A 26,823-nucleotide genomic window follows, 5' to 3' on the forward strand; every position below is an offset into this window, starting at 1 on the left:
CTCTGCGCCTTGCATGGGCAGCGACCTTCCCTCACCATGTCCTTTGTTTTACCTTCTTCCGCGAATATGCCGCGACTGCCCACCGCCTCTCCTGCGCCATCGCCATCACCAGCGTCTGCATCCCGCGCCACCCACCGCCTGCGCCATGCGCTGGGATGGTCGATCGTGCTCGCGGGGGCCATTGTGCTGGGCATACAGTTCTGGCACTACCTGCAGCACAACCCTGTCGTGCTGCAGGCGCTCTTGGGAGGCTCGGTGGCTGCGCTGGCCACGGCGCTGGGCACGCTGCCGGTGCTGTTTTCACACAATCTGTCGGAGCGCACGCAGGACACTTTGTTCGGCTTTGGTGCCGGCGTGATGCTGGCCGCCTGCGCCTTCTCGCTGATCCTGCCAGGGCTGGAGTCCGTACGTGCGCAGCCGCAGTGGGCTGACAACGCCTGGGCAGCAGGCGGCATTGTGGGCAGCGCCATCTTGCTGGGCGCAGGCGTGATGATGCTGATGGACAAGCTGCTGCCGCACGAGCATTTCATCAAGGGCCGCGAAGGTCTGGATCTGGACATGGCGCGCAAGCTGCGCCGCACCTGGCTGTTCGTGATCGCGATTGCGCTGCACAACCTGCCCGAGGGCCTGGCCATCGGCGTGGGCTATGCGGCCAACGAGGGCATGCGCGCCAACGCCCTGGCCACCGGGATTGCCATCCAGGACGTCCCCGAAGGCCTGGTGGTGGCTGTGGCCCTGCTGGCCGCCGGCTACAGCCGCCGCTTTGCCGTGCTGCTGGGCATGGCCAGCGGCCTGGTGGAGCCCGTGGGCGCCGTCATCGGCGCAGCCATTGTCAGCGGCTCGGCTACGCTGCTGCCCTGGGGTCTGGGCTTTGCCGCAGGCGCCATGCTGTTCGTGATCAGCCACGAGATCATTCCCGAATCCCACCGCAAGGGCCACGAGGCCTTTGCCACCGGCGGGCTGATGCTGGGTTTTGTGCTGATGATGATTCTGGACACCGCGCTGGGCTGAGAACGTGTTTGCGATCTCTACGCGGCACATCAGCGTCTTGGCGCGATGGAGCCCGACAGGATCCGCAACACTGTAGACCGCAGGCCACAGGCCCTGGCTGTCATCATGCAGGCATCGCCCCAGCAGGATCAGCCCATGACCACGCAAGCCCACACCGGCCCCGCACTGCACAGCCGCCTCCAGGCCCTGATCTGCGGCCTTGCTCGCTGCCTGGGCGCTGCCGCCCTGGCCCTGCTCTTCGCACAGCCCATGGGCACATGGGCCGCCGAGCAGGCCGCCAACGCCCCGCCTCCGGCGCTGATGCTGGCCCAGGTCTGGCATGCGGGCCTGAACGTCAAGGACTACTGGGTCAGCGAGAAATACGACGGCGTGCGCGGCTACTGGGATGGGCGCCGGCTGATCAGCCGGGGCGGCCAGGTGATTGCCGCACCGCCGTGGTTCACCGCAGGCTGGCCGGCCACGCCGCTGGATGGCGAGCTCTGGGCCGGACGCGGTGCCTTTGCCCATGCCCAGTCCACCACGCGCCAGGTCCAGGCCGGTGATGCCGCCTGGAGGCGCATGCGCTTCATGGTGTTTGACCTGCCCGCCGCCCCCGGCAGCTTTGACCAGCGCCTGCCCCGGCTGCGGTCCGTGGTGGCGGCCATAGGCCAGGACTGGGTGCAGGCCGTACCCCAGTGGCGCGTAGCCAGCGAGGTCGAGCTGCAGCGCCAGCTGGCCAAGGTGGTGGCCGCTGGCGGCGAAGGCCTGGTGCTGCACAGGGCCGACGCAGCCTACCGCGCGGGCCGCAGCGGCGATCTGCTCAAGCTCAAGCCCTATGACGATGCCGAGGGCCAGGTCGTGGGCTACAAGAGCGGCAAAGGCCAGTGGCAGGGCCAGACCGGCGCCCTGCTGCTGCAAACCCGCGAGGGCCTGCGCTTTGCGCTGGGCGCGGGCCTGACAGCCGAGCTGCGCCGCCATCCTCCGCCCCTGGGCAGTTGGGTGACCTACCGCTACCAGGGCCTGCACGACAGCGGCCTGCCGCGTTTTGCGCGCTTTCTGCGTGTACGCGAGAACAGTCCCGCCTACCAGGTGCAGCAATGATTACGGCTCGAAGCCCGGAAAGCCCAAAGCCCGCAGGATGCGGGCTTTGGGGCGGACACCACAGTCAGGCTCAGCGAATCAGGGGCACGCCGGTCTTGGACTGAATCTCTTCAAAGCTGACCTCGGGAGCCAGCTCCACCAGCTTCAGGCCCTCGGGCGTGACATCCATCACACCCAGGTCGGTGATGATGCGGTCCACCACACCCACGCCCGTGAGCGGCAGCGAGCAGGCTGGCAGGATCTTGAGATCCGTGCTGCCATCCTTCTTGCGCGCCACATGTTCCATGAGCACGATGACGCGCTTGACGCCGGCCACGAGGTCCATGGCCCCGCCCATGCCCTTGACCATCTTTCCGGGAATCATCCAGTTCGCCAGATCGCCCTTTTCCGAGACCTGCATGGCGCCCAGGATCGACAGATTGATCTTGCCGCCGCGAATCATGGCAAACGACTGGTCCGAGCCGAAGATGGACGAGCCCGCAATCGTGGTCACGGTCTGCTTGCCTGCGTTGATCAGGTCGGCATCGACCGCATCCTCCGTGGGAAACGGGCCTATGCCCAGCATGCCGTTCTCGGACTGCAGCCAGACTTCCTTGTCGCCCGTGTGGTTGGCCACCAGCGTGGGAATGCCTATGCCCAGGTTGACGTAGAAACCGTCCTCGAGTTCTTGGGCTGCGCGCGCAGCCATCTGGTCTTGGTTCCAGGCCATGGTCAAGCTCCTTGTTTTTCTGTTTTTTCGGTGATGGTGCGCTTTTCTATGCGCTTTTCGGGGTTCGGGTTGTGCACGATGCGATGCACATAAATGCCGGGCAGATGGATGTCGTCGGGAGCGATCTCGCCGATTTCCACGACCTCCTCGACTTCCACGACGCAGACCTTGCCGGCCGTGGCCGCTGCAGGGTTGAAGTTGCGCGCCGTGAGACGGAACTGCAGATTGCCGCTCTTGTCGGCGCGATGCGCCTTGACCAGGGAGACATCGGGTACCAGCGAGCGCTCCATCACATAGGTCTCGCCGTCGAACTCGCGCAGCTCCTTGCCTTCAGCCACGATGGTGCCCACGCCGGTCTTGGTGAAAAAGGCCGGAATCCCGGCGCCGCCTGCACGCAGCTTTTCTGCCAGCGTGCCCTGGGGCGTGAATTCCAGCTCCAGCTCGCCGGCCAGGTACTGGCGCTCGAACTCCTTGTTCTCACCCACGTAGGAGGAGATCATTTTCTTGATCTGGCGTGTCTCCAAGAGCTTGCCCAGACCGAAGCCGTCCACGCCCGCATTGTTGGAGATGACCGTCAGGCCCTGCGCACCGCTGTCGCGCAGCGCATCGATCAAGGCCTCGGGAATGCCGCACAGGCCGAAACCGCCGACGGCCAGCAACTGGCCGTCGGCCACGACGCCTTCCAGCGCCTGCTTGGCGGAGGGATAGAGCTTTTTCACACATGTCTCCTTCAGAATGGATACGCTACGATACTACGTACTTGATTAGGTAGTTCTTCGTAAAGAGTTGCACCATGGATATCGACTATAGGCAGGCCTTCGATGCAGCTCCCGTAGGCCTTGTGATCTCGCGCAATCGCATCATGGTGGACTGCAACCGCGCGGTCTGCGAAATGTTTGCCGCTTCGCGGGAAGTACTCATAGGCCAGAGCTTTCAAATCCTCTATCCCAGCGTGGACGAATACGAACGCCTGGGTGCGCGCATCGCCCCGATTCTCAATACCCATGGCCTGTACTCGGACAACCGCATCATGAAGCGCGCCAATGGCGAAGCCTTCTGGTGCCATGTGACGGGCCGCACGCTGGACCGCAGCAACCCGCATGCCTCGGGCATCTGGAGCTTTGAGGACCTCTCGGCCCAGCGCCCGGTCAAGGCCGAACTCACGGGCCGCGAGCGCGAAGTCGCGGCGCGCCTGCTCGAAGGCCTGACCTCCAAGGAAATAGGCCGCGCCCTGGCCATCAGCCACCGCACGGTGGAGATCTACCGCGCCCGGCTGATGCGCAAGTACAGCGCCTCCACGGCGGCCGACCTGGTGCACAAGCTGGTCGCGGGCTGACCCAGGGCCAGGAGCGGCTTGGAAAACAAGTTTTTTTCGCCTCCAACCCTTGGCAGACAAGCGCTACGCGCTTCTCTTTATATAGCGATATTATTTTTCCAGCCGGAAAGCTCCGACCACATTGGCCAGTTGCACCGCCTGCTGCTGCAGGGACTGGGCAGCGGCCGTGACCTGCTCGACCAGGGCCGCGTTTTGCTGCGTGGCCTGATCCATCTGGCCGATGGCGCCACCGACTTCGGCAATGCCTCGGCTTTGCTCCTGGCTCGCATGGCTGATTTCCTCGACCAGCAGGGCCAGGCGGCGCACGCCGTCGACCGTGCGATCGATGGTGGAGCCTGCCTCGTGCACGCGGCGGCTGCCTTCGTTGATCTGGCCCACGGAGGCATCGATCAAGGCCTTGATCTCCTTGGCCGCCGTGGCGCTGCGCTGGGCAAGCGCGCGGACCTCGCTGGCCACGACCGCAAAGCCCCGGCCCTGCTCGCCGGCCCGCGCGGCCTCCACGGCGGCGTTCAGCGCAAGAATATTGGTCTGAAAGGCAATGCTCTCAATGACCCCAATAATGCTTTCTATCTTGCGTGCCGAGCCCTCTATGCCGCTCATGGTCTGGACCACCAGGCCCACGGCCTGACCGCCCTGGCTGGCCATGTCCGTGGTGCTGGCCGCAAGCTGGCTGGCCTCGCGCGCATTGGCTGCGTTTTGACGGACCGTGGACGTGATCTCGTCCATGGCCGATGCGGTTTGCTCCAGCGAGCTGGCCTGCTGCTCGGTGCGCGAAGACAGATCCTGGTTGCCACCCGCGATCTCCTGCGAGGCCGCGCGCACGGACTCCGAAGACTCGCGGATGCGGCCCAGCACCGAGGCGATCTTGTCCACGAACTGGTTGAAGGCCTGGCCTATCTGGCCCAGCTCATCCCTCCCCTGAGCCTGCAGCCGGCGCGTGAGATCGCCCTCTCCCGAGGCGATGTCCAGCATGGCATCCCGCACCATGCCAAGCGGGGCCAGCTGACGGCGCAGCACCAGCGTGATCAGCAAGATGGCGCCCACGACACACAGCCCGGCGATGACGGCGGCCATCTTGAGCAGGCGGCTCAAGGCTTCGCTCGCCTGCTGCTGATCCATGACCAGGACCAGGGTCCAGGGCGTGTTGGCAACCTTCACGGCGTAGACCTGCTGGAGCGCACCGTCGAGTGTCAACAGCTCATGCCCCTCCTCGGCTGCCAGCGTCTTGAGTTTTTCGGCACTCAGGCCCGGCATCAGGTCCGCCACGGGCTTGAGCGCCAGCTCGGGCCTGGCCTGGGCCAAAAGGCGACCTTGCTCGTCCACCAGCATGGCGAAGCTCTTGGTCTGGGGCTTGATGGCCTTGACCAGCTCGCCCATGCCCTTGATGCGCACGTCCGACCCCAGGACGGCCGAGGGCGAGCCCGCCGGCCCCACGGGCTCGACAAAGCTGATCGTGAGCTCGCCCGTCGTGGCATCCGCATAGGCCGGGGTAATCCCAGGCCGTCCCTCCCGGACCGCCTGCTTGAACCAGTCGCGCTGCGTGCCATCGTAGTCATCTGCAACAGGGCTGATAAAGACCGAGCGCTTGTCGGCATAGACGATGTAGATGTCGTCGAAATCCCCGGCCTTTTGCAAGGCCAGCAAGACCGGCAGTGGCTCTGCATGGTCCACGGCCAGACGCGCGCCACTGGTGATGCGCTGCTTGTCCATGGCCCATTGCGACAGACTTTCGGCCTCTGCGGTCATGAGCTGCCTCATGTTCTTTTCCATGCCTGCCCCCTGGTGTCCGCGCACGGACCAGAACAGGCCAAGAAACAAGATAAGCAACGAAATCGTGGTGATCGCCACGCAAACCAGGATAAGGCGCCCGCGCAAAGTGTGGAACATGGTGACTCAAGCTCTGTGATGGCCGGAATTCTCTTACCTCCCCGCAGCGGCAAGACACCGAACAGCAACCCCATGACCGGGCTGTTGCGCGCATCCAGTCGCCAAAACAGCTTCTGTTTCGAGGTAGTCGCGCCCGAGGACCTGCGCAGGGCCCGGCCGTGACCGGCCTCCAGCTCAATCGAACAGCGCGGGCAGCAGCCTCGCCGCCGATCCTGTGAGGCACTGGCTGGCCACGGCATCCAATTCTGTGGCCTGGGTATTGATCACCACGACATGCGCGCCGGAGCGGCGCGCAATCTGGGCCAGGCCTGCGGCCGGATACACCGCACCCGAGGTGCCCACGACGAGCAGCACTTCGGCGCCCTGCGCCGCCTGCTCGGCGGCCTGCCAGACGCTGGCCGGCAAGGCCTCGCCAAACCAGACCACGGCCGGGCGCAGCAGATTGCCGCAGACCGGGCAGCTTGGCGGCTCGCCCGGTGCGACTCGCTGCAGGTCGCAGCAGCTCCTGGGCCGATCCAGCCAGCGATTGCGCATGAGCTCGCCATGCAGCGCCAGAACGCCTGCACTGCCCGCTCGCTGGTGCAGGCCATCCACGTTCTGGGTGATCACGCTCATGCGCCCCTCATGGGTCCGGCTCCAGCGGGCCAGGGCCAGATGGCCGGCATTGGGCTCAACCCGCGCAATCACGGCGCGGCGATGCGCATACCAGTTCCAGACCCTTTGCGGATGGGCACGAAAGCCGGCCTCGCTGGCCATCTCCTGGGGATTGAACTGGGACCAGTAACCGCTGCTGTCATCCCTGAACGTGGGCACGCCCGACTCGGCACTCATGCCCGCGCCGGTGAGCACCGCAATCTGGCAGGCTGCGGCCAGACGCTGGCGCAGCGCCTGTACTTCGCCGCTGGCGGCAACTGGCCGGGCCGGGGGCGAGGCGGACAATGGATCCGAAGAAGGAGCAAGAGGCATGAAGATGCAAAAAAAGCTGCGCCATTGTTACGCGCGCCTGCGGATCGTGGACGGCATCCAAGCATAGCGCCCACCGGCCTTTTCCTGGCCTGGAAGCCGGAATCAAAGGGCAAAACCGGTTCTAATCGCAAGCTTTGGATGGCATCCAAAGCAAAGGACTGAACATGCTCAATGCCTTGTGGCTGGGCTTTTTTCTGGTTGCGGCCGCATCGGCCTGCGCGCAGTGGCTGATCGGGGGCCAGGATCAGGTGTTCTCGGCCATGGTCCAGGCCTTGTTTTCCATGGCCAGGCTGTCGGTGGAGGTCATGGTGCTGCTGTTCGGCTCGCTCACCCTGTGGCTGGGCTTTTTGCGCATCGCCGAAAAGGCCGGCCTGGTCGAGTGGCTGGCACGTATGCTGGGGCCGCTGTTTGCGCGCCTCATGCCCGGCGTGCCGCGCGGTCATCCGGCCCTGGGACTGATCACGCTGAACTTCGCGGCCAACGGACTGGGCCTCGACAATGCGGCCACGCCCATGGGCCTCAAGGCCATGCGCGCGCTGCAGGAGCTCAATCCCGAGCCCGGCACCGCCACCAATGCGCAAATCCTGTTCCTGGTGCTCAATGCCTCGTCGCTGACGCTGCTGCCGGTGAGCATCTTCATGTACCGGCTGCAGCAGGGCGCGCCCGATCCCACCCTGGTTTTTCTGCCCATTTTGCTGGCCACCTCGGCCTCGACCCTAGCCGGACTGCTGGCCGTCGCCCTGGTGCAGCGCCTGCCGCTGCTCAGCCCCGTGGTGCTCGCCTATCTGCTGCCCCTGGGCCTGGGCCTGGCAGCACTCATGGCCTTTCTGGCCACGCTGACCTCTGCAGCCCTGGCCCAGTTTTCCTCGCTGCTGGGCAATCTCACGCTGTTTGCGCTGATCCTGCTATTTCTGCTGCTGGGCGCCTGGCGCCGCGTAGGCGTCTACGACAGCTTTGTCGAAGGCGCCAAAGAGGGCTTCGAGGTTGCGAAAAACCTGCTGCCCTACTTGGTCGCCATGCTTTGCGCCGTGGGCGTGCTGCGCGCCTCGGGCGCCCTGGACTATGCCTTGCAGGGCATCCGCTGGGCTGTGCAGACGCTGGGCATGGACACACGCTTCGTCGATGCCCTGCCCACCGCCCTGGTCAAGCCTTTCTCGGCCAGCGCGGCGCGCGCCATGCTCATAGAGACCATGCAAAGCCAGGGCGTGGACAGCTTTGCGGCCCTGGTCGCGGCCACCGTCCAGGGCAGCACCGAGACCACCTTCTACGTGCTGGCCGTGTACTTCGGCGCCGTGGGCGTGCAGCGCGCGCGCCATGCCGTGCCCTGTGCTCTGGCGGCCGAGCTTGCGGGAGTGGTGGCGGCGATTGTGGTCTGCTACCAGTTCTTTGGCTGAGCGACCAGGGCTTGGATGTATTCACTCTCAGCAATTTGATAGCTGCCAGCACTTGATTTCAGTGACTTTCAGCAGTATTCAATGCTGAATTCATTGACTGGCAAGCGCTATGCGCAATCAATTCAATAGCATGACAACAGGACATGGCTAAATCGGGGCACGCCTGCCACTGACCGGGCCCGCGGCATCCGCGCCACCTCTTGCGAGCTTGAGGCAAGCCGGGACGGCCCGCTGCTTTCAGCGCTTGCGGGCCTGTGACCCCAAGGACTCCTTTTGCCTTTTGATGCGCTGCTCACGACGACGCACTTCCTTCTCGGCCTGGCGCCGTTTGGTATAGCCCGAGCTGTCGGCCCAGGCCCACCAGGCGGTTGTGAGACCATAGACGAGCAAAATCCACCACCACGGCCAGCCAGCCACAGGGTCGACCTCGGCCAGTTTGAGCAAACTCAACAAAACTGCCAAGCCCAGTAAATACATACGTTTTCTCCCTCAAATTAGCGACTTCCCCACATGAGGGAAATCCATGCACTGCACCACTACAATTGTTCTGCAGTAAATCTGCCAGACCAACAACCAGGAACTCTCGATGAAGCATCTACTGATTGCCGCCGCTCTGTCTGCTGGTGCCATGGCCCCTGCCATGGCCGATCAGGCTCTCGCCCAGTCCAAGAATTGCATGGCCTGCCATGCAGTCGATAAAAAATTGGTTGGCCCGTCTTACAAGGAAGTTGCCACCAAGTACGCAGGCCAGAAGGATGCGGCCGACAAGCTTGCAGCCAAGATCGTCAAAGGCGGCAGCGGCGTCTGGGGCCCGGTTCCCATGCCAGCCAACCCGCAGGTGAGTGAGGCAGAGGCCAAGAAGCTGGTGGCCTGGGTGCTGTCGCAAAAGTAATCCCCGCCAAAAGAGACAAGCCTTTACAGCTCAAAGCCACGCATCTGCGTGGCTTTTTCATGGGACAACCGCCAAGGCAATTCACCCTCAGGTCCCGGTGCCCCTGGTGAATTCACGCACTTGCTGCTCCAGTTGCCCCACATAGGCTGCCGTGCTGTTGTCAGACTCCTGGGCACGCTGCACCAGATGAATCTCCAGCCCGTCCAGGCGCTCTATCAAGGCTTCCTGACCGCGCGCATGCATGGCTTCGAGCACCGAGCGCAGCTCCGTGAACCGCGAGGCTTCGGCCTTATCGGCCAGGTCGCGCTGACTTTGCATTTCCTTGGCATGGCGACGCGCTTCCACAAGCACCGAACCCTGTAGCCACAGCACATAGGCAACAAAGAACACCCCCAGCAAGCAGGTCAGTGCCAGCATGAGGACCCCCAATGGTGCCTGGACTTCGGCAATGCCCAGCGATACCGTTCCCGGTGCCGCTAGCTGCCCCCAGTTGAACGCAGCGAGCAGCGCTATCAAAGCCACCGTGATCAGCAGCAGCAAGGTTCTAAGATTCATGGCAGCTCTTTCGTAGTGATGAAGACAAAGACGGAAAAAAACACCACCCGGTACCAACCGGACATTCCGTCCTCAGGCCTGGATGGCGGTATCTCAGCCCGGTAATTTACCTCATCACAAAGCCGAGCCTGCGGCCCGGACTCAGCCCTTCATCGTGCCCCCACGGCCCTTGAAACTGACTTGCCCCAGGCCAGGGGCAGTCGCACAGCAAAGACCGCCCCGCCAGGGGAAAGCGCACAGGGGAAGCGCTTCAATTAGCCTGTGCCAACTGATCGAGAATCGCAGGGTTCTCCAGCGTGCTCGTATCCTGGGTAATCGCCTCACCCTTGGCAATGGAGCGCAGCAGGCGGCGCATGATCTTGCCGCTGCGCGTCTTGGGCAGGTTGTCGCCAAAGCGTATGTCCTTGGGCTTGGCAATGGGGCCGATTTCCTTGGCCACCCAGTCGCGCAACTCCTTGGCGATCTGCCTGGCCTCCTCGCCCGAGGGGCGGCCACGCTTGAGCACCACGAAGGCGCAGATGGCCTCGCCGGTCAGATCGTCCGGCCGGCCCACGACAGCGGCCTCGGCCACGAGATCGGTCTTGGCCACCAGCGCAGACTCGATCTCCATGGTGCCCATGCGATGGCCGGAGACATTGAGCACATCGTCGATGCGGCCCGTGATGCGGAAATAGCCACGGTCCTCGCTGCGCACCGCGCCATCGCCAGCCAGATAGATCTGGCCGCCAAGCTCGGCCGGGAAATAGCTTTTCTTGAAGCGCTCGGGATCACCCCAGATATTGCGGATCATGCTGGGCCAGGGCTTGCTGATGACCAGCAGGCCGCCGGCTCCATCGGGCAGCTCGTGACCGGTCTCATCGACAATGGCGGCCTTGATGCCAGGCAAAGGCAAGGTGCACGAACCCGGCACCAGAGGCGTCGCGCCCGGCATGGGCGAGATCACATGGCCGCCGTTTTCGGTCTGCCAGAAGGTATCGACAATGGGGCAGCGCTCACCGCCCACGTTCTTGTAATACCACATCCAGGCCTCGGGGTTGATGGGCTCGCCCACACTGCCGAGCAGACGCAGGCTGGACAGATTCCAGTTGCTCGGATGCACGGCCTGATCGCTGTCTGCGGCCTTGATCAGCGAGCGTATGGCCGTGGGTGCGGTATAGAAGATGCTGCAGCCATGGCGCTCGATCATCTGCCAGAAGCGTCCCGCATGCGGGAAGGTAGGCACGCCTTCGAACACGATCTGTGTCGCGCCGGCAGCCAGGGGGCCGTAGGCCACATAGGTATGGCCCGTGATCCAGCCTATGTCGGCCGTGCACCAGAACACGTCTTCGGGGCGCACATCGAACGTCCACTCCATGGTCTGCTTGGCCCACAGCACATAGCCACCCGTGCAGTGCTGCACGCCTTTGGGCTTGCCCGTGGAGCCGCTGGTGTAGAGGATGAACAGCGGATGCTCGGCCCCCACGGCCACTGGGGCGCAGTCGGTGGACTGACCAGCCAGGATTTCACCGAAAGTCTTGTCCCGGCCCTGCACCATGGCGCAGGCGGTTGCCGTGCGCTCGTAGACAAAGACATGGCGCACGCCTTCGCAGCCACCCAGAGCCAGGGCGTCATCGACAATCGCCTTGAGCGGCAGCTCCTTGCCGCCGCGCATCTGGTAGTTGGACGTGATCACGGCCACGGCGCCGACGTCCACGATGCGTTCCTGCACGGCCTTGGCCGAGAAGCCGCCAAACACCACGCTATGGGTGGCACCAAGGCGCGCGCAGGCCTGCATGGCCACCACGCCCTCGATGGTCATGGGCATGTAGATCAGGACACGGTCACCTTTTTGCACGCCCTGGGCCTTGAGCGCATTTGCGAACTGCGACACCCGGTCAAGCAATTCGCGGTAGCTGACCTTGGTGACCTCGCCGCCATCGGCCTCGAAGATGATGGCCGTCTTGTGCTCCACGGCCGTTCCCATGTGCTTGTCCAGGCAGTTGGCACTGGCATTGAGCTCGCCATCGGCAAACCAGCGAAAGAACGGGGGGTTGGAGCTGTCGAGCACTTCGGTGAATGGCTTGCTCCAGACAACGTTCTCACGTGCCAGACGTGCCCAGAATCCTTCGTAGTCACGCTCGGCCTCTGCACACAGGGCCTGGTACTGCTCCATGCCCGAGATGCGGGCCTTGGCGGCGAACTCGGCCGGAGCCGGAAATACGCGGTTCTCCACCAGGACGGACTCTATGGGCGAGCTTGCTGTCGTCATTGTTTCTTGTCTCCAATGCGGGTTATCGAATTCAAATAGTGGTGCTACTTTCCTTGCCCGGTCTTACATGCCACTGACTGCATGCAACAGACCCGCACCAGTGCTGGGCCCGGATCACGATCCAGCCGCGTGCGCAGCGTCGGCCCTGGCCCGGAGTTGCTCACCAAGCCACGATCACCTGCAAACTTGAGCTCCGACTTTGACAAACCCGCCAGGGCTTGTCCTGACGCAAGCCGCAGAGTCCAAGGCTTTGACCCAGCGCAAGCGTGCCAGGCCGCCTGCTGCGGATAGTCAAGACATCCGCCAACCGGGCCTGGCTCATTCCTGCCAGCAGCTCCGAGGCGTTGTCCAGCACTAGCGAGCAATATCCGCAGGAGGTCTTATGAAGCTGATGATTGATCTGTTTTCCACCGACTACGGCCTGATGAGCCTGGGCGTCATCGTATTCATTCTTGTCATGGCAGCCTTTTTCCTGCGCCTGTTCCTGGGCAAGATGAAGAGCGTGGCCGCACAGCCTCTGGAGTAAAAAGCGGCGGCCCGTATCTCAAGGACCGCCGCAGATTCAGTAATGCGGCGGGAGTTCGTCGCGCAGATTGCGTGGCCCGCCGGAGGCGCCTTCTGGCACCTGACGGCGCAGCTCGCGCAGCTCCTCGACCAGGCGATCGAGAAGCTGCTGCTGGCGGTAGATCGTGAGATTGAGCTGCTCAAGCAAGTCATCGGTATAGCTGGCCTTGATCTCCAGCTCGACCACTCGCTCCTGCAGCACTTGCAGCTCTTGGCTCATGTGCGTGACTTCAGGCGTTCAAGGCCTTGGCCAGCCGTGTCACACCTTCACGTATCCGGTCCTCATCGGCTGTGGCAAACGACAGGCGCAAGCTGCTCGGGTCGGGATTCTGCGCAAAGAACGGTGTGCCGGGCACAAAGGCCACACCCTGCTCTATGGCACGCCTGGCAAACTCGCCCGCATCGGCCAGCTTGCCGCCCTTGCCCGTGAGCCTGACCCAGAGAAACAGGCCGCCCTGAGGCTGGACAAACTCCACGGCATCGCCCAGTTGCGCATGCAAGGCATCACCCATGGTCTTGGCGCGTCGCGCATAGACCTCGCGCACACGGGCCAGGGTGGCTGGCATCAGGCCGGACTTCAGGTATTGCGCCGCCGTTGCCTGGGCAAAGGTGCTGGTATGGGCATCGCTGAACTGCTTGCACATCACGGCGCGGGCCAGCAACTCGGGCCCGGCAGCCAGCCAGCCTATGCGCAAGCCGGGGCTGAGCACCTTGCTCAGACTGCCGCAATGGGCAAGCCACGCGCGGCTGCCAGGCACCTGGGCCGACAAGGCCAGCAGGCTGGGCGGCGGTGCCTCGCCAAAATACAGATCGCCGTAGGGGTCGTCCTCGACCACCAGGGTCTGATGCTTTGCCGCCAGTTCGAGCACCTTCTTGCGGCGCTCCAGGCTCAGCGTGGCACCGCTGGGATTGCCGAAGGTGGGAATCAGATACACCAGCTTGGGGCGATGCTCGGCAATCAATTTCTCCAGTCCGTCCACGTCCACGCCCTGTCCATCCACCGGGGCGCTGATGACTTCGGCTCCGTAAAGACGAAAGCACTGAATTGTTGCGAGAAAGGTAGGCCCCTCGACGATGACCTTGTCACCAGGGTCGATCATGGTCTTGCCAAGCAGGTCCAGGGCCTGCTGGCTGCCCGTGGTGACGATGAGCTGCTCAGGAGCCACGTCCCTGGCCCCCTTGTCAGCCATGAAAGCCGACAGTTGCTCGCGCAATGGCTGATAGCCTTCGGTCGCGCCATATTGCAAGGCTGCGCCGGCCTCCTGCTGCAAAGCCGCCCTGGACGCTGCCTCGATCCCGGCCACATCGAACATGGCGCTATCGGGAAAGCCCCCCGCAAAGCTGATGATGCCGGGCTTGCCCAGCAGCTTGAACAGCTCGCGTATGGCGGAAGTCTCCACCTTGTTGAGTCGGTCGGCGAATTGCATCTTGGTATTCCGTTCTCCATGAACCCGGGATCTTGAGCAGCCCGAAAAGGCAAAGGCCGCTCGGGGCGGCGCTACGCTATTGTGGCCTGTTTGCCCTGCCCTTGACCCAAGTTCAGCCAAACCCTGGACGACAAGAGGCCGGGCCGGGGCACAATCCAAGGCCTGCATCGCCCGGCTCAAGCCATTGCCCATTGTTTGCCTCACGCCATGAAGCCCAGCCAGATCACGCCTTTTTTCGCGACCCTGAAGGCCGCCAATCCCTCGCCCCAGACCGAGCTCGAATACACCACGGTCTTCGAACTGCTCGCCGCCGTGCTGCTTTCCGCCCAGGCCACGGATGTGGGTGTGAACAAGGCCACGCGCCGGCTGTTTCCTGTCGCCAATACGCCCCAGGCGATTCTGGATCTAGGCCTTGAAGGCCTGGAGGGCCATATCAAGACCATAGGCCTATACCGCAGCAAGGCCAGACACTTGATGCAGACCTGCGGCATTCTCGTAGAGCGCCACGGCAGTCAGGTACCCCGCACGCGCGAAGAGCTCGAAGCCCTGCCCGGCGTGGGCCGCAAGACCGCCAACGTGGTGCTCAACGTGGCCTTCGGCCAGCCCACCATGGCCGTGGACACGCATATTTACCGCGTGAGCAACCGCACGGGCCTGGCCCCGGGCAAGACGCCGCTGGCCGTGGAAATGCAGCTGCTCAAGCGCGTTCCTGCCGAGTACGCCGTGGATTCACACCACTGGCTCATCCTGCTGGGTCGCTATGTTTGCCAGGCGCGCAAGCCCCGCTGCTGGGAGTGTGTTGTCAGCAGCTACTGCGACTTCTCGCCCAAGACAGCCTCACCCACCCAGGGCGCACGCTGAGCGGTCCCGCCCGCCTCAAGGCCTAAGAACGTGTTTACGATCTCCTCGGTGCCGCGCCAGTGTCTGTGCGGGATGGGATGCAAGACGCGACACCGCAGCAATAGCCGTGCTATTGCGAGGATTCGCAACGCTGTAGACCGCCCGCAAAGGCACTGGCCCGAAGGGTTGGAGCGAAATCGGGCGATTTCTTCGCACTGGCCCTTGCTTGCACCCCGGTGCAAGCTGCGGCCCATCGACTCCAACTCATCCCGATTGCGCTCCAACGCACCTGCGTAGAGATCGTAAACACGCTCTAAGCCTACTGGACGCGGATCACGATCTGGGCCGTGGCGCGCACCCGGCCCGGCGTGACCGCAGGCTGGACTCCGACCCTGAGCTTTTCCAGACGTGCCTCGAACATTTCGCTGAAGATGCTCGCGCCCCCGGCTCCGCCCTGGTACTGGCTGGCCGGCCCGATCACGGGATACCAGCCCGCATCTGTGGCGTTCACGCCAGCGGCCGAAGACTCTTCCACCAGCAAATTCATCGGCACTCTGTTTCGCAGGATGCGAATGCCCACGCCCCCGGCCATGCCGCTCTGTCCATAATTGTCGGAGACCAGATAGGCAAGACCCCCGCTTGCGTTGGCAAGAGCAAGCGCGGACGAGGCAGCTCTGGCCCCCGCAGAGACCAGCACGCCCAAGGCTGTTGCACCCGGCGCGGTACTGCTTTGCGCTCCCGCCTGGCACTTGAACAGCACCTCGAAAGACATGCTCGTGCTTCCTCCGCTGTTGAGCTCTGCCTGCGTGATCGGCGCAAAAATCACCTGGGGAGTGACCATCAGGACAGCACAGGTCGGAAAGCGCTTGAGCGTCACGCTTCTGTACAGGCCTATCGCCCCCGGCCAGCGCGCATAAAAGCCGCCCCAGTTACCGCTGGCATGAGGCTGGCCTACATTCGGATACGGCAGCCCCGGCCCTTTGATGGCGATATACGCCGCAGGCTGGGCCCTCAAATACATTTGGGACTGCGTGCTTGGGCGATAAGGAAAAGACACGCCGGGCTCCAGCGGGGCGCTGTAGAGCTCGGAGCGCACCGCGCTGAGATTCTTGGCCTTGACGAGCTGAAAGCCTCTTGAATCCAGGTCCAGTCCGGTCAGCCTCCGCTCCTTCCAGACATGGGTGATGTACTCTCCGGTCGCAATATGCGTGAGCCGCAGCAGCACATTCGCCCAGGCCGTTCTGTACGCAGCAGGCAACCCCAGTGCTGTGCCCATGGCATCACCGCCGTTGTAGTAGCCGCTGTAGAGGTCATCGCCGTTGGTGGAGAACATTTCATACACCGCATCGCCTGGTGCACAGCGGAAAAAGACCTGTTCCGGGCTGTAGCCACCAGCGGACCCATACTGGGTGATGGGCGCCACGGCACTGGCGATCAGCGCCGGATGGGGCTGAAAGCTGGCATCGCCCACATTGACCACGCCGGGCAGGCCCAGAGAGCCATTGCAGGTGTCGCAGGCACCGGTCCAGTTGCCCGTGGACACCCCGTCCCCAGGGCGGATCTCATGGGAGGCAACCGTTCTGGCGGACCCCATCTTGGTGACTTTGTAGCAGGTAGCCGCAGCCGGCAGACAGGCTAGGCTGGCGGCACAGAATACAGCCAGGCCAGCCCAGCGAAGCAATGCAACCATCATCGATGCTCTCCAGGAGAGGCCCCGGCCTGCGGCATGCAGTCCGCCTTGAGCCGAATCACGGTCTGAGTGCGCGCAGCACCACGCAGGTCATACCTCAGAACGCAAGACTGTCCAGGCTTTTGCCCCCAGCGTATCAGCAGGCTGCCCTGCTCCCCTTGCGCTCTTGCGTAAATCTGGCCGCCCTGGCCCACCATGCCTACATTCACCCCTTCATTGCTGAAAACATAGGCCCCCAGAGGCAAAGGCGCTCCGCTGGGGTGGGAGGCCTGGATCAGCAAGGGGTTGCCGCTCAGGGTCTTGAATTTCACACGCACACTGGCCCCTGCATAAGGCGCGACCTTGTGCTCGGTCTCCACCAGCTCGGCATCTGCAGCCAGGCCTTGCGGATCCAGCCCCACGGAGTTGTACCTGTAGGGTGAAAGCGAGGACAGCAGCGCATAGCCTCGGCTGTCTATGCGCCCCGCACGGGTTCCGCGCACGCCCGCACCGCTGGCTCCCTGCGCCTCGATGAGAGCAAAGCTGTCTCCCACCGACGAGCCCAGAGTCAGTCCGCCCTGATGCAGGACTGCAGCGCCACGCATGCCGCCATTGAGCGCCTGGTAGCTCTGGTTCACGGCCATGCCGGCAGAAAACGTGGCAAGCGCGGCCTGCTTTTGCAGCGTGCCGTTGCCGGAAGGACTGCGGCCTGCGCCTTCCTGGCTCAGAGCCAGTGCATAGCTCCAGGCACGGTCTGCACCCAGTGTTCCATTGAGGCCCGCATCCAGCCGGCTGCTTCGGGGTTCGGCCGAGTTTCTCGTGGCGGATGCGCTCAGGCCCGGAGCCGAGTTCGATGAGCCCAGAGGTATGGACAGGCTCAGGGTCAAAGTGTTGTGCACGCCCCCCTGCCTGCCCGCAGCCATAAGTGGACCGGAATAGGCATCGAACGATGCCTGGTTGTCGTAGACATAGTGCTGACGCGACAAAGACAGGCTGAAACCGACGCGCCCCCAGAGATTCGAATAGCCCATCTGCACCTGGGAGTCACGGTTTTTTCCTCCATAGAAGTGGCTGACGGAGCCTGAAACATAAAGGCTTCCATAGCTCTGCAGACTCTGATTCAGCATCAGCACCCACTGATTGCGCTGCTTGCTGGTCGGAGAGTCCCAGGACCGGCCCCTGTTGAGCATTCGACGCGAGCCCAGCACATCCACCAGCTCGAAATAGCCTTCGCCGGAGTTACGGTAGCTCGCCAGACTCATCGTCGTATTCGTCGGCTGATAGGTGCGGCTGTAATTGACGCCCCAACGCCAGCCCTGCCTGTAGATACCCGCGCCGATGTCCGCTTTTGAATAGGTCGCGCTCATCCCGAGGGCGCCGAGCGCCGTGGACCATACGCCACCGCCCTGCAAGGCCATATAGCCCTGGGCCAGACGCGCCCCCAGGCTGGCGCTAAGAGCATTGCTCACACCACGCTGATAGCTCAGATCCGCAAACAAGTCGTTAGATCTCACCTGCTGCCTGACCTGGCCCAGGGTGAATGCATAGTGAGACAGACCCGGGCGAATCGATTGCGGCAATGCTGCAAACGGCACGACAAAGCTGGAAATGCTGCCATCGGCCTCGAACACCTGCACCAGAAGATCGCCCGCAGGCGCTGTTCCGTAGAGGTCGTCAATCACAAATGGACCGGGGGCGACGCTGATCTCGCGCAGCTTCTTGCCGTTCTGGCTGACAACCACACGCGCCGCCGTGCTGGCCGTTCCTTTGACCTCTGGCGCATATTGGCGCCGGGAGTCGACAAGCATGCGCTCATCGCTGACCAGGCTGAGGCCCCGATAGCCGAGGCTGGAAAACAAGTTGCCGGGGGTATAGCCTTCACCCAGAGTGAGTTCGCTGCGCAGTGCAGGCAACGCCCTTTGGGCATAGCTGCGAATGCTGGTCCACTGACTGCGGCTTTGGCTGCCGAAGCGCGAGTAGGAGTAATTGGACTGCTGCCTCAAGCGCCACAAACCGAAGTTGATGCCGCTGTTAAACCCGGCATACGCATACTCCGCCCCTGCAGCCGAAAGCCCCGTCTGCCGTGACCGGTAAAAACTGAGGTCATAACTGGTAAATGCCATGGTCTCGCCCGGATCCCACTCTTGGGGATCGACATAACCTTCAGGCCTGGAGAGCAGCAAGGCCTGCGGGATCGAGAGCTCCAGCCTCAGCCGCGCCATGTCCAACTCGAACCCCGAGCCAGGCAGGCGCAACTGCAGCCCTTGGCACTGCCGAGCCGTAGCACCTCCTGTGCCGGCATTCGCGTCCTTGGGCCTTGCGCCCAACGTCCTTTGAAAAAACTCTTCCGTAAAACATGGCTGCGCATGCGAGGAGCTTTCTTCAAGGCTGAACAGCACCTCGGTACTGCTTACAAAGCGGCCATTCAGGTAGACATCGACGTTATAGCTGCCTGCCTCCGCCTGGGCTGCGGTATTGAAGCGGGAGATATTCGCCCCTCCCAGATCAGAGCCCAGCAGCAAGTCCTCATCAAACTGGTAGGTCGCGGTGGAGGCCCGGCCTTCTAGCATGGGCTCACGCGCCTCCTGCAGCCCAGGGCTCACGAACTGGGCCGGCTTTTCCTGCTCCCCATCGGCTGCGACTGCGGCCGCACAGGCGACGAGCAGTCCACCCACCAGCCATCGTGCACCCGCCAAGCCGGAGAATGCGCCGGTTGCCTCTTCGGCACCGTGCCGGCGCCCCCACCCGACAGCATGCGCCATGCAATGCCTGGGCCATGGCCGGCCCCTTGGGAAGACTGGGCGCACGGCAGACCCACCGTCAAGCCCTTGACCCGCAGAATGGAGAGCGTCAACCGGTGCTGCGGCCTCAGGGAGCCAGCTCATGGGTGACTTCCAGCTTGGCACCATAGTCATTGATGAGCCAGTAAGTCAGGCGAACAGGCCCTGAGGGCAAGGCCTCTTTTTCTTCGGGCTCCCACTCCGCGATCCTGCGCGGAGCAATCATGCTGGTCTGCAAAGCCCACTTTCTATCTCCCACGCTGACTTGCGCACCTGCGAACGACGCGTAGTACCCGCTTGGATTCTCCACATGCACGCTCCAGACCTGCGCATGTCTCAACAGCAAAAACTTCAGTTGTTCCTTGAGCTCATCGGGCTGGCCCTCGATTCCCTGAGGGCGATAAAAAATCTTCAGACGACTCCTCAGCATCAGCAGGATCTGGCTCTTGCCCGCATGCACCGAACTGCGCGGTGGAATCTGCTGGACATTCAGATGGAACAAGGACTCCCTGTCCCTGGGCAGGTCCTGGCCCACATAGATGACTCTGAGGCTCTGGCCTTTTCCGGGCTCCATGCGGAATATGGGTGGATTGACGATGAAGGGCGCTCCCTCCTGATCCGGCGTAGAGCCTGGATCGTCGACATCGGTCCACACCTGAACCACGTTTGGAAAATCATCGTGATTGGTCAGCTGAATGGTCTTTTGGCGTATGTCACCCGGATAGATGATTCTGGTTCCAGTCACGACCACGCTGGCCTTTGCAATATTCACAGCCACCAGGCCGCAGATCAGAAAGCCAGTCGATTTCATGAAAAACCGAAACATGGTTTGGGACATGGGTTTCATCGTCCAGATCGGCTGAAGCAACGATTGATGAATCCACACGCCGCCAGTGAATCCTTCTTCAATGCCCGGACCGTACAACACAGCCCGGGCATTTCGGATTATTCGTAACGCACGGTATACGTCACGGAGCCGCTCACCATGCCTGTGCTCACCGCAGCACTCTCGGAGTAGTACTGAATGGCAAAATCACGGCTTGCGCTGGTCTGACCACTTTGCAGAACAATGCTGCCCCCTTTCGCAGGACTGCCGCTGGTCAGGCGCACGGGATTGCCGCCCACAGCATCCAGCAGCTGCAAAGAAACGCCTTGGGCACCGCCTGCAGCTGCATTCGGCAGATTGCCGTTGGATGTGGCATTCACGGCCTGGAACAAGGCTTGAAAGCTCTCGCTTCCCGTGGCAGGTGCCACGCAGTTGGTCAGCTTCAGGGTAAAAGGAGTAGCGCCTGCAACCATGCCCGGAGCACTCAGGGCCGAAACAGGCACGCTATCCAGGATCACCACAGGAGCACTGGACCCATTGATTTCCACCTGGCAGGTCTGATCGGTCACCTCGCCGTTGAAGGTAATCGTATTGGCTGCGGCTGCAGCACCAGCCAGGGAAGTCGCGAAAGAAAAAATAAATAATTTTAATTGAACAGACATCAAAGCCTTTGAAAAATAAAATCCACGGATCATCATGCACACGAACCATGCACATGGGTTTAAATCATTTAATTGGAAGATTATTGAAAATCAATCGATATGGAGATCTCCTTATGAAATAAAAAATTCCATAACAGATCAATTATTCAACAGAGAACAATCAGCCGCATCGAACTGATTTCAGCCAGGCGCTGAACACTGGGAAAAGACTGCTTCATGGAAGGCAATTGCTCAGGAGCGGCGATGAGGCAACTGCACGCAAGTCCATTTTAAAGAATGCAATTTGACAGCATAGAGGAGCAGTTCCTCACAAGGAGAAAGATTAATCCTACGCAATGCAAAAAAACTGCATCAATAACCCGTCAAATATTATCTTCTAAAGATAATTGGAAAATATTCCTGCAGGAAGAAATTCAGGCTTTTCAAGCCCTTGCGCTGGGCCGCCGGTTTCAGACTGCCTGCGACTGCACATACACCTCATGCCACAGCACGAGCTTGCCCTGCTCATCAAAGCGCAAAAGCAGCATGGCCTCGAATTGGTCGCGCACCGCATTGACACGCTCGACCCTGGCGCGCATGGCCAGCACCACGCCAGCTTCATCGGCCACGATCTGAGTCACCTCGTAATCGATGCTCGCAATGCTGGATTTGAAGCCTTGCAAAAACCCCTGATAGCTTTCATGGTCGGCGGCATAACTGCGCCCGTTGGCAAATACCTGAAACTCGGGCGCAAAGCGCTCTGCGATCAATGACTGGCTCAGCTCGACATCGTGGCGCAGATTGCGGCGATTCCAGTCGAGCAACTGCTCTGCCAGCTCCTTGTTGCGGTGCGCATCATTTTTCATAAAACCTCTTGCCTCTTTCTTGCTCCGGTCGACACAAAAAGAGCCGCCCTCAAGAGCCGGCAACTATTCTAGAGAGCCTGGCGGCGGCTTCAGGTCCGCCCGGCTCTGGTGCCTTGCGCCATCATCATCTATCCATTCGAACTCCAGGCTTGCGGGCTGCCCCTCGGGCAAGGGCTGGTCCAGCTTTTGCGTTTGCACCGAGAAAGGCCGCAGCAGCATGGCTTGCAAAGACAGCTGCTGCGCGTCGACCTGCAAGACCAGGCCCGTCAGGGTGATGTGGTAGGGCGTGGGGTTGTCCAGCCTGAGGCGGCTCTTTTCCAGCGTAAAAGCCAGGTGCCGCGCCGCCTCTTCGGCACTGGGCTGCAAGCCCCTGGGACGGTAGAACAGCTTCATCTGGGTGCGCATGGTCACGGTCAGCAAGAGCGCATCCGCCGCCTGCTGTGGCGCACTGGGCCGGGGCGGGATCTCGTAGATGTTGAGCCAATACAGGCTCTCCCTGTCTTCGGGCTGAGGCTGGCCCGTGCTCAACAGCCTCAGGCTGCGCTGCTGATGGGGCTCAAGGCGAAACACGGGCGGCAAGGGCATGAAGGGCGCCAGGGCTGTGACAGGCTCTCCATCAAGGCGCCCATCATCAACCCATACCTGGGTGATGACCGGATAGGCATTGAGATTGACCAGGGTCAGCGAAGCCTCACGCTGACCCTGAATAAAAACCACGCGCGTGCGCTCGGCCATGACCCCTGCCCCGGCGGTCAGGCCGGCAAAGCAGCTGATTGCGACCAGCGCACCGCGACACCATCGAGGATCCACGTTTCACCACCTGTGTCATTGGGCCGAGCCTGTGCCTGCCGGGCTGCGTATGCAAAAAACAAAACTCCCTGTCGCAAGCGCAAACAGGGAGTTGAGGATGAACGATTCAAGCTGAATCCGGAAGCCTTTTCCAGAGGCAGAAAACGGGTTTATGCGTTCAGGCCCTTGACCATGGCACCCGCATCCACGGGCCGCAGGGTTGGGGCTGCAGGCGCCATGACTTCAGTCGCACGTCCATCCAGGGCCGTGGTGAGCTTGGCGTAGTCCAGGTCATTCTCCCAGCGCGAGACCACGATGGTGGCCACGGCATTGCCCATGAAATTGGTCAGCGAACGGCACTCGCTCATGAAGCGGTCCACGCCCAGGATCAGGGCCATGCCGGCCACGGGCACTTCGGGCACCACGGCCAGGGTTGCAGCCAGGGTGATGAAGCCCGCGCCCGTCACGCCGGCCGCGCCCTTGGAGCTCAGCATCGCAACCAGCAGCAGTGCGATCTGCTGGCCCAGCGAGAGATCGGTGTTCGTGGCCTGGGCGATGAACAGCGCGGCCAGCGTCATATAGATGTTGGTGCCATCGAGGTTGAACGAGTAGCCCGTGGGAACCACCAGACCGACGACGGATTTTCCGCAGCCGGCCTTCTCCATCTTGTCCATCAGCGAAGGCAGGGCCGACTCGGAAGACGAGGTGCCCAGCACCAGCAGCAGCTCGGCCTTGAGATAGCGCGCGAGCTTGAGCACCGAGAAGCCGCACAGGCGGCCCACAAAGCCCAGTATCACGACCACGAACAGCAGCGAAGTGATGTAGAACGAGCCCACCAGCCAGGCCAGGTTGACCAGGGAGCTCAGGCCGAACTTGCCTATCGTGAACGCAATGGCCCCGAAGGCGCCAATGGGCGCAGCCTTCATCAAGATGCCCACAAGCTTGAACACGGGGGCCGTGAGCGATTCCAGGAAGTTGAGCACGGGCCTGCCGGCCTCGCCGGACATGGCCAGCGAGATGCCGAACAGCACGGCCACGAACAGCACCTGCAGAATGTTGTCGCCCACGAACGGGCTCAGCAGCGTCTTGGGAATGATGTCCATCGCAAAGCCCGTGAGGGTCAGCTCATGGGACTTGGCCACATAGGTCTTGACCGCGCTCTGGTCCAGATCGGCGGGGTTGATGTTCATGCCCGCACCGGGCTGCACCACATGGGCCACGACCATGCCCACGATCAGGGCCAGCGTGGAGAAGAACAGGAAATAGGCCATGGCCTTGGCGAACACCCGGCCCACGGTGCGCAGATGCGTCATGCCCGCAATGCCCGTGACGATGGTCAGAAAGATCACCGGGGCGATGATCATCTTCACGAGCTTGATGAAGGCGTCGCCCAGAGGCTTGAACTGCTCCGCGTACTGGGGCTCGAAATGCCCGAGCAGAACGCCCAGAACGATGGCGACGACCACCTGGAAATACAGCTGGCGATAAAACGGCAGGCGCACGGCGCCGGCGCTGGTTGAGGGGATGGCGTGCATGAGGGCTCCAGTGGGCAAGCAGGTCTCGCATCCTTGAAGATGCGCTGCTCTGGTTTGTACCGCCGCCCTCTGGATTCGCACATAACCTATTGGTAGTAAGTAGAACCCTCTAGTCGCAGGCTGCACCGATACTGTGCGCATGTTGATTCCTCGCCGTCTCCGCCCGGCCCGCAGCCTGCTGCTGCTTGTCACAGGGCTGGTGCTCTCCATGGGTCTTGCCAGCCATTACGTGCAGCAGCGCAGCCTGCGCCAGGAGAGCCAGGCCGTTCGCCAGCAGCTGGACCTTTATGCCCAGACCTTGCGCCAGCGCATAGACCGCTACCGCACCCTGCCCCTGGTGCTGGCGCTGGACAAGGAGTTGCGCGACGCCGTCTCCCGTCCTCAATCCCCCCAGGAGGTGCAGGCGCTCAACCTCAAGCTGGAGCGTGCCAACGGAGCCAGCGAATCCTCGACACTCACGCTCATCGACCGCCAGGGCATTGCCCTCGCGGCCAGCAACTGGCGCGATGCACGCAGCAACGTCGGCGAGGACTACAGCTTTCGCCCCTATGTGCAGCAGGCCTTCAGCCTGGGCCAGGGCTACTTCTATGGCATAGGTCTGACCACGGGCGTGCCCGGCTACTTTCTGTCCCAGGCGATTGCCGACGAACAAGGCCGGCCGCTGGGCATCGTGGTGATCAAGATTGCGCTGGCCGAGCTCGAACGCGCCTGGCCGGCCAGCGGCGACATCGTGTTTGCCTCCGACTCGCATGGCGTGGTGTTCCTGGCCAGCCGCAACGAATGGCGCTACCGCCTGCTGCAGCCGCTGAGTCAGGCCGACCGCCTGGAGCTGCATGCAACGCGCCAGTATGCCAACCAGAAGCTCACGCCGCTGGGCTATGCGCTCACGAAAACGGCACCCGACGGCGCCGCCATCATCCGCAGCCGCAACCCCGCAATCGCCGAGCCCCTGCTCTGGCAGACGCTGGACATTCCGGGCACCGACTGGAGCCTGAACCTGCTGCACAGCACACGCGCCTCCGTGCTCGCGGGCCGCTGGGCGGCAGCGGCCGCAGCCGCGGCCTGGCTGGCCCTGGCACTGCTGTTGCTGTTCATACAGCAGCGCCGCCGCGTGGCCGCCATACGCCAAAGAAGCCGCAGGGAACTGGAGACCGTGCTCAAGCAGCATGCACAGGAGCTGCGCACCGCCCAGGACGGCATCGTCCAGGCCGCCAAGCAGGCCGACACCGGCCTGTCGCGCAGCCTCGAGCACCTTCCCCAGGGCGTGGTCATCATCGATGCGGATTTGAAGCTGGTGGCCTGGAATTCGCGCTATGCGGAGCTGTTCCGCTTTCCGCCCGAGCTGCTGAACATCGGCCAGCCCATCGAGGAGCTGTTTCGCCACAACGCACGCCGTGGCCTGCTGGGCCGCGGCCCCGTGGAGAAGGCCATAGAGCGGCGCCTCAACCATTTGCGCAAGGGCACGCCGCATCTGCACGAAAGCACCAAGGATGACGGCACGGTGCTGGAGATTCGCGGCAATCCCCTGCCCGACGGCGGCTTCGTGACCAGCTATGCCGACATCACCAGCTACAAGAATACGGCGCGCGAGCTGCGTTCCCTGGCCGATGCGCTGGAAAAGCGCATTGCCGAGCGCACGCGCGACCTGGCCCAGGCCAAGCGCGAGGCCGAGCAGGCCAACCGCTACAAGACGCGCTTTGTGGCCGCCGCCGTCCACGACCTGCTCCAGCCGCTGAATGCGGCGCGCATGTTCACCTCGCTGCTCAGCAGCCATGTGCAGGACGAAGCCGGCCGCCATGTGGCAGAAAGCATAGAGAACGCGCTCGCGGCCCAGGACGCGATCCTGGGCAGCCTGCTCGACATCTCGCGCATGGAATCGGGCCAGCTCGAAGTCCATGTGAGCGACTTTGCGCTAGGCCCCTTGCTGCAGGTCATACAGCACAACTTCGGCATCCTGGCCCAGAGCCACGGGCTGCGCCTGGAATACGTGAGCACGCGCTGCGTGGTGCGCAGCGACCCGGCCCTGCTGCGCCGCATTCTGCAGAACTACCTGTCCAACGCCATTCGCTATACGCGCCAGGGGCGCATCGTGCTCGGTTGCCGGCGTCAGGGCGATCAGCTGCGTATAGAAGTGCACGACCAAGGGCCGGGCATTCCCGAGAGCCTGCAGGGCGAGATCTTCGAGGAGTTCCGCCGCCTCAATGAAGGCCATGGCGATGACCGAGGCGCAGGCCTGGGCCTGGCCATCGTCGAGCGCCTGGGCCGGCTGCTCGGCCATCCGACAGGCCTGCGCTCGCGCCTGGGCCACGGCAGCGTGTTCTGGGTCTGCGTGCCGCTGGGTGATGCCAGCGCCCTCAGTGCCCTGCAAAGCGCGGCACCAACGCCCGGCCACCACGGTCTGGCCGGAGATGCGCCCTTGCAGGACAGCAGCGTCTGGTACATCGAGGACGATGCCCAGAGCCGGGCCGCCATGCAGGCCCTGCTGGAGCGCTGGGGCTGCAAGACGCCTCTGGTGGACACGCCCCAGAACGCCCTGGCAGCCGCCCGGCCCGGACAGGCCCCGCAACTGGTGCTGCTGGACGTGCGCCTGGGCCGCCTGCACGGCCCCGATGTCTATGCCCGGCTCAGCGAGATCTGGGGCCAGTCGCCGCCCGTGATCCTGGTCACGGCCGAGAACGACAGCACGCTGCGCCGCCAGGCGGCCGAGCGCGGCTGGGGCTTTCTCGCCAAGCCCGTGCGTGCACCCGCGCTGCGCGCCCTCATGAGCCAGACCCTGCTGCGCCACCGCGAGCCCCAGGGCTAGATCAC

General features: G+C 62.9%; 24 protein-coding genes. 8 read left to right on the forward strand and 16 right to left on the reverse strand.

Annotated elements, in window-relative coordinates; translation table 11 throughout:
- Positions 1 to 66: 66 nt before the first annotated feature.
- Together G486_RS0100185 and G486_RS0100190 are read left to right on the forward strand one after the other, a co-directional pair.
- Positions 67 to 1,011 carry a ZIP family metal transporter gene (locus tag G486_RS0100185; protein WP_084454913.1) on the forward strand — a complete coding sequence of 315 codons (945 nt, stop codon included), beginning with the start codon at positions 67 to 69 and terminating at the stop codon, positions 1,009 to 1,011.
- 249 nt (positions 1,012 to 1,260) lie between these two features.
- Positions 1,261 to 2,091, forward strand: a complete 831-nt coding sequence (locus G486_RS0100190) for a DNA ligase (protein WP_027013713.1) — start codon at positions 1,261 to 1,263, stop codon at positions 2,089 to 2,091.
- Between the two features lie 70 nt (positions 2,092 to 2,161).
- Here the strand turns inward: G486_RS0100190 and G486_RS0100195 are convergent, their stop codons facing one another.
- Both G486_RS0100195 and G486_RS0100200 read right to left on the reverse strand, forming a co-directional pair.
- On the reverse strand, positions 2,162 to 2,800 hold the full coding sequence (locus tag G486_RS0100195; RefSeq protein WP_027013714.1) for a 3-oxoacid CoA-transferase subunit B: 639 nt from the start codon (positions 2,798 to 2,800) through the stop codon (positions 2,162 to 2,164).
- Between the two features lie 2 nt (positions 2,801 to 2,802).
- Complete coding sequence (locus tag G486_RS0100200) at positions 2,803 to 3,519, reverse strand: CoA transferase subunit A (protein WP_027013715.1); 717 nt, start codon at positions 3,517 to 3,519, stop codon at positions 2,803 to 2,805.
- A 74-nt stretch (positions 3,520 to 3,593) separates the two neighbouring features.
- Between G486_RS0100200 and G486_RS0100205 the strand changes: the two genes are divergently transcribed.
- Complete coding sequence (locus G486_RS0100205; RefSeq protein WP_027013716.1) at positions 3,594 to 4,136, forward strand: LuxR C-terminal-related transcriptional regulator; 543 nt, start codon at positions 3,594 to 3,596, stop codon at positions 4,134 to 4,136.
- A gap of 90 nt (positions 4,137 to 4,226) precedes the next feature.
- Here G486_RS0100205 and G486_RS0100210 read toward each other — a convergent pair whose 3' ends face one another.
- Positions 4,227 to 6,023 carry a methyl-accepting chemotaxis protein gene (locus G486_RS0100210; RefSeq protein ID WP_027013717.1) on the reverse strand — a complete coding sequence of 599 codons (1,797 nt, stop codon included), beginning with the start codon at positions 6,021 to 6,023 and terminating at the stop codon, positions 4,227 to 4,229.
- A gap of 174 nt (positions 6,024 to 6,197) precedes the next feature.
- Complete coding sequence (locus tag G486_RS0100215; protein ID WP_027013718.1) at positions 6,198 to 6,989, reverse strand: SIR2 family NAD-dependent protein deacylase; 792 nt, start codon at positions 6,987 to 6,989, stop codon at positions 6,198 to 6,200.
- A 164-nt stretch (positions 6,990 to 7,153) separates the two neighbouring features.
- On the opposite strand from G486_RS0100215, the gene G486_RS0100220 reads away from it, so the two are divergent.
- Positions 7,154 to 8,383, forward strand: a complete 1,230-nt coding sequence (locus G486_RS0100220; RefSeq protein ID WP_027013719.1) for a nucleoside recognition domain-containing protein — start codon at positions 7,154 to 7,156, stop codon at positions 8,381 to 8,383.
- Positions 8,384 to 8,620: 237 nt separating this feature from the next.
- Here G486_RS0100220 and G486_RS0100225 read toward each other — a convergent pair whose 3' ends face one another.
- Positions 8,621 to 8,860: a TIGR04438 family Trp-rich protein gene (locus G486_RS0100225; RefSeq protein ID WP_027013720.1), complete on the reverse strand. Its 240-nt coding sequence runs from the start codon at positions 8,858 to 8,860 to the stop codon at positions 8,621 to 8,623.
- A 109-nt stretch (positions 8,861 to 8,969) separates the two neighbouring features.
- Between G486_RS0100225 and G486_RS0100230 the strand changes: the two genes are divergently transcribed.
- On the forward strand, positions 8,970 to 9,275 hold the full coding sequence (locus G486_RS0100230) for a c-type cytochrome (RefSeq protein WP_027013721.1): 306 nt from the start codon (positions 8,970 to 8,972) through the stop codon (positions 9,273 to 9,275).
- Between the two features lie 87 nt (positions 9,276 to 9,362).
- On the opposite strand, the gene G486_RS0100235 is transcribed toward G486_RS0100230, so the two are convergent.
- Positions 9,363 to 9,830 carry a hypothetical protein gene (locus G486_RS0100235; protein WP_027013722.1) on the reverse strand — a complete coding sequence of 156 codons (468 nt, stop codon included), beginning with the start codon at positions 9,828 to 9,830 and terminating at the stop codon, positions 9,363 to 9,365.
- A 250-nt stretch (positions 9,831 to 10,080) separates the two neighbouring features.
- Positions 10,081 to 12,078: an acetate--CoA ligase gene (gene acs, locus G486_RS0100240; RefSeq protein ID WP_027013723.1), complete on the reverse strand. Its 1,998-nt coding sequence runs from the start codon at positions 12,076 to 12,078 to the stop codon at positions 10,081 to 10,083.
- Positions 12,079 to 12,469: 391 nt separating this feature from the next.
- On the opposite strand from acs, the gene G486_RS23245 reads away from it, so the two are divergent.
- On the forward strand, positions 12,470 to 12,604 hold the full coding sequence (locus tag G486_RS23245) for a DUF3149 domain-containing protein (protein ID WP_084454960.1): 135 nt from the start codon (positions 12,470 to 12,472) through the stop codon (positions 12,602 to 12,604).
- 36 nt (positions 12,605 to 12,640) lie between these two features.
- On the opposite strand, the gene G486_RS0100250 is transcribed toward G486_RS23245, so the two are convergent.
- Entirely contained in the window at positions 12,641 to 12,862 is a 222-nt protein-coding gene (locus G486_RS0100250; protein WP_027013724.1) for a SlyX family protein, read from the reverse strand.
- Between the two features lie 10 nt (positions 12,863 to 12,872).
- Entirely contained in the window at positions 12,873 to 14,069 is a 1,197-nt protein-coding gene (locus tag G486_RS0100255; RefSeq protein ID WP_027013725.1) for an aminotransferase-like domain-containing protein, read from the reverse strand.
- A 207-nt stretch (positions 14,070 to 14,276) separates the two neighbouring features.
- On the opposite strand from G486_RS0100255, the gene nth reads away from it, so the two are divergent.
- The gene (nth, locus tag G486_RS0100260; protein WP_027013726.1) at positions 14,277 to 14,930 is read left to right on the forward strand and encodes an endonuclease III; all 654 of its coding nucleotides are present in this window, start codon (positions 14,277 to 14,279) and stop codon (positions 14,928 to 14,930) included.
- A 298-nt stretch (positions 14,931 to 15,228) separates the two neighbouring features.
- Here the strand turns inward: nth and G486_RS0100265 are convergent, their stop codons facing one another.
- From G486_RS0100265 to G486_RS0100295, 7 genes are all read right to left on the reverse strand, one after another.
- On the reverse strand, positions 15,229 to 16,503 hold the full coding sequence (locus tag G486_RS0100265) for a fimbrial protein (RefSeq protein ID WP_211233735.1): 1,275 nt from the start codon (positions 16,501 to 16,503) through the stop codon (positions 15,229 to 15,231).
- A 95-nt stretch (positions 16,504 to 16,598) separates the two neighbouring features.
- Positions 16,599 to 19,274, reverse strand: a complete 2,676-nt coding sequence (locus tag G486_RS21210) for a fimbria/pilus outer membrane usher protein (protein WP_169728556.1) — start codon at positions 19,272 to 19,274, stop codon at positions 16,599 to 16,601.
- A gap of 172 nt (positions 19,275 to 19,446) precedes the next feature.
- The gene (locus G486_RS0100275) at positions 19,447 to 20,286 is read right to left on the reverse strand and encodes a fimbrial biogenesis chaperone (RefSeq protein WP_211233736.1); all 840 of its coding nucleotides are present in this window, start codon (positions 20,284 to 20,286) and stop codon (positions 19,447 to 19,449) included.
- Positions 20,287 to 20,303: 17 nt separating this feature from the next.
- Positions 20,304 to 20,846 (reverse strand): fimbrial protein, encoded by a 543-nt coding sequence (locus G486_RS0100280; protein ID WP_051302950.1) that lies wholly within the window; start codon positions 20,844 to 20,846, stop codon positions 20,304 to 20,306.
- 449 nt (positions 20,847 to 21,295) lie between these two features.
- Positions 21,296 to 21,691, reverse strand: coding sequence for a hypothetical protein (locus G486_RS0100285; protein WP_027013730.1), 396 nt, complete (start codon positions 21,689 to 21,691; stop codon positions 21,296 to 21,298).
- 63 nt (positions 21,692 to 21,754) lie between these two features.
- Entirely contained in the window at positions 21,755 to 22,501 is a 747-nt protein-coding gene (locus G486_RS0100290) for a fimbrial biogenesis chaperone (RefSeq protein ID WP_034386186.1), read from the reverse strand.
- A gap of 149 nt (positions 22,502 to 22,650) precedes the next feature.
- A complete protein-coding gene (locus tag G486_RS0100295) occupies positions 22,651 to 24,015 on the reverse strand; it encodes a dicarboxylate/amino acid:cation symporter (RefSeq protein ID WP_027013732.1) in 1,365 nt (454 codons plus the stop codon).
- 139 nt (positions 24,016 to 24,154) lie between these two features.
- On the opposite strand from G486_RS0100295, the gene G486_RS0100300 reads away from it, so the two are divergent.
- A complete protein-coding gene (locus G486_RS0100300; RefSeq protein ID WP_169728557.1) occupies positions 24,155 to 26,818 on the forward strand; it encodes a hybrid sensor histidine kinase/response regulator in 2,664 nt (887 codons plus the stop codon).
- The last annotated feature ends 5 nt before the right edge of the window (positions 26,819 to 26,823 follow it).

Origin of the sequence: Comamonas composti DSM 21721 (assembly GCF_000429845.1) — a bacterium.
GTDB lineage: Bacteria > Pseudomonadota > Gammaproteobacteria > Burkholderiales > Burkholderiaceae_C > Comamonas > Comamonas composti.

Bases quoted from the DNA above. Each gene is read 5' to 3' on its own strand.
- G486_RS0100220 (WP_027013719.1), top strand. From the start codon at position 7,154: ATGCTCAATGCCTTGTGGCTGGGCTTTTTTCTGGTTGCGGCCGCATCG.
- G486_RS0100230 (WP_027013721.1), top strand. From the start codon at position 8,970: ATGAAGCATCTACTGATTGCCGCCGCTCTGTCTGCTGGTGCCATGGCC.
- G486_RS0100185 (WP_084454913.1), top strand. From the start codon at position 67: ATGCCGCGACTGCCCACCGCCTCTCCTGCGCCATCGCCATCACCAGCG.
- G486_RS0100285 (WP_027013730.1), bottom strand. From the start codon at position 21,691: ATGAAAAATGATGCGCACCGCAACAAGGAGCTGGCAGAGCAGTTGCTC.
- G486_RS0100265 (WP_211233735.1), bottom strand. From the start codon at position 16,503: ATGGGGTCCGCCAGAACGGTTGCCTCCCATGAGATCCGCCCTGGGGAC.
- G486_RS0100190 (WP_027013713.1), top strand. From the start codon at position 1,261: ATGGGCACATGGGCCGCCGAGCAGGCCGCCAACGCCCCGCCTCCGGCG.
- G486_RS0100205 (WP_027013716.1), top strand. From the start codon at position 3,594: ATGGATATCGACTATAGGCAGGCCTTCGATGCAGCTCCCGTAGGCCTT.
- G486_RS23245 (WP_084454960.1), top strand. From the start codon at position 12,470: ATGATTGATCTGTTTTCCACCGACTACGGCCTGATGAGCCTGGGCGTC.
- nth (WP_027013726.1), top strand. From the start codon at position 14,277: ATGAAGCCCAGCCAGATCACGCCTTTTTTCGCGACCCTGAAGGCCGCC.
- G486_RS0100295 (WP_027013732.1), bottom strand. From the start codon at position 24,015: ATGCACGCCATCCCCTCAACCAGCGCCGGCGCCGTGCGCCTGCCGTTT.
- G486_RS0100235 (WP_027013722.1), bottom strand. From the start codon at position 9,830: ATGAATCTTAGAACCTTGCTGCTGCTGATCACGGTGGCTTTGATAGCG.
- G486_RS0100300 (WP_169728557.1), top strand. From the start codon at position 24,155: ATGTTGATTCCTCGCCGTCTCCGCCCGGCCCGCAGCCTGCTGCTGCTT.
- G486_RS0100195 (WP_027013714.1), bottom strand. From the start codon at position 2,800: ATGGCCTGGAACCAAGACCAGATGGCTGCGCGCGCAGCCCAAGAACTC.
- G486_RS0100250 (WP_027013724.1), bottom strand. From the start codon at position 12,862: ATGAGCCAAGAGCTGCAAGTGCTGCAGGAGCGAGTGGTCGAGCTGGAG.
- G486_RS0100210 (WP_027013717.1), bottom strand. From the start codon at position 6,023: ATGTTCCACACTTTGCGCGGGCGCCTTATCCTGGTTTGCGTGGCGATC.
- G486_RS0100215 (WP_027013718.1), bottom strand. From the start codon at position 6,989: ATGCCTCTTGCTCCTTCTTCGGATCCATTGTCCGCCTCGCCCCCGGCC.
- G486_RS0100225 (WP_027013720.1), bottom strand. From the start codon at position 8,860: ATGTATTTACTGGGCTTGGCAGTTTTGTTGAGTTTGCTCAAACTGGCC.
- G486_RS0100255 (WP_027013725.1), bottom strand. From the start codon at position 14,069: ATGCAATTCGCCGACCGACTCAACAAGGTGGAGACTTCCGCCATACGC.
- G486_RS0100280 (WP_051302950.1), bottom strand. From the start codon at position 20,846: ATGTCTGTTCAATTAAAATTATTTATTTTTTCTTTCGCGACTTCCCTG.
- acs (WP_027013723.1), bottom strand. From the start codon at position 12,078: ATGACGACAGCAAGCTCGCCCATAGAGTCCGTCCTGGTGGAGAACCGC.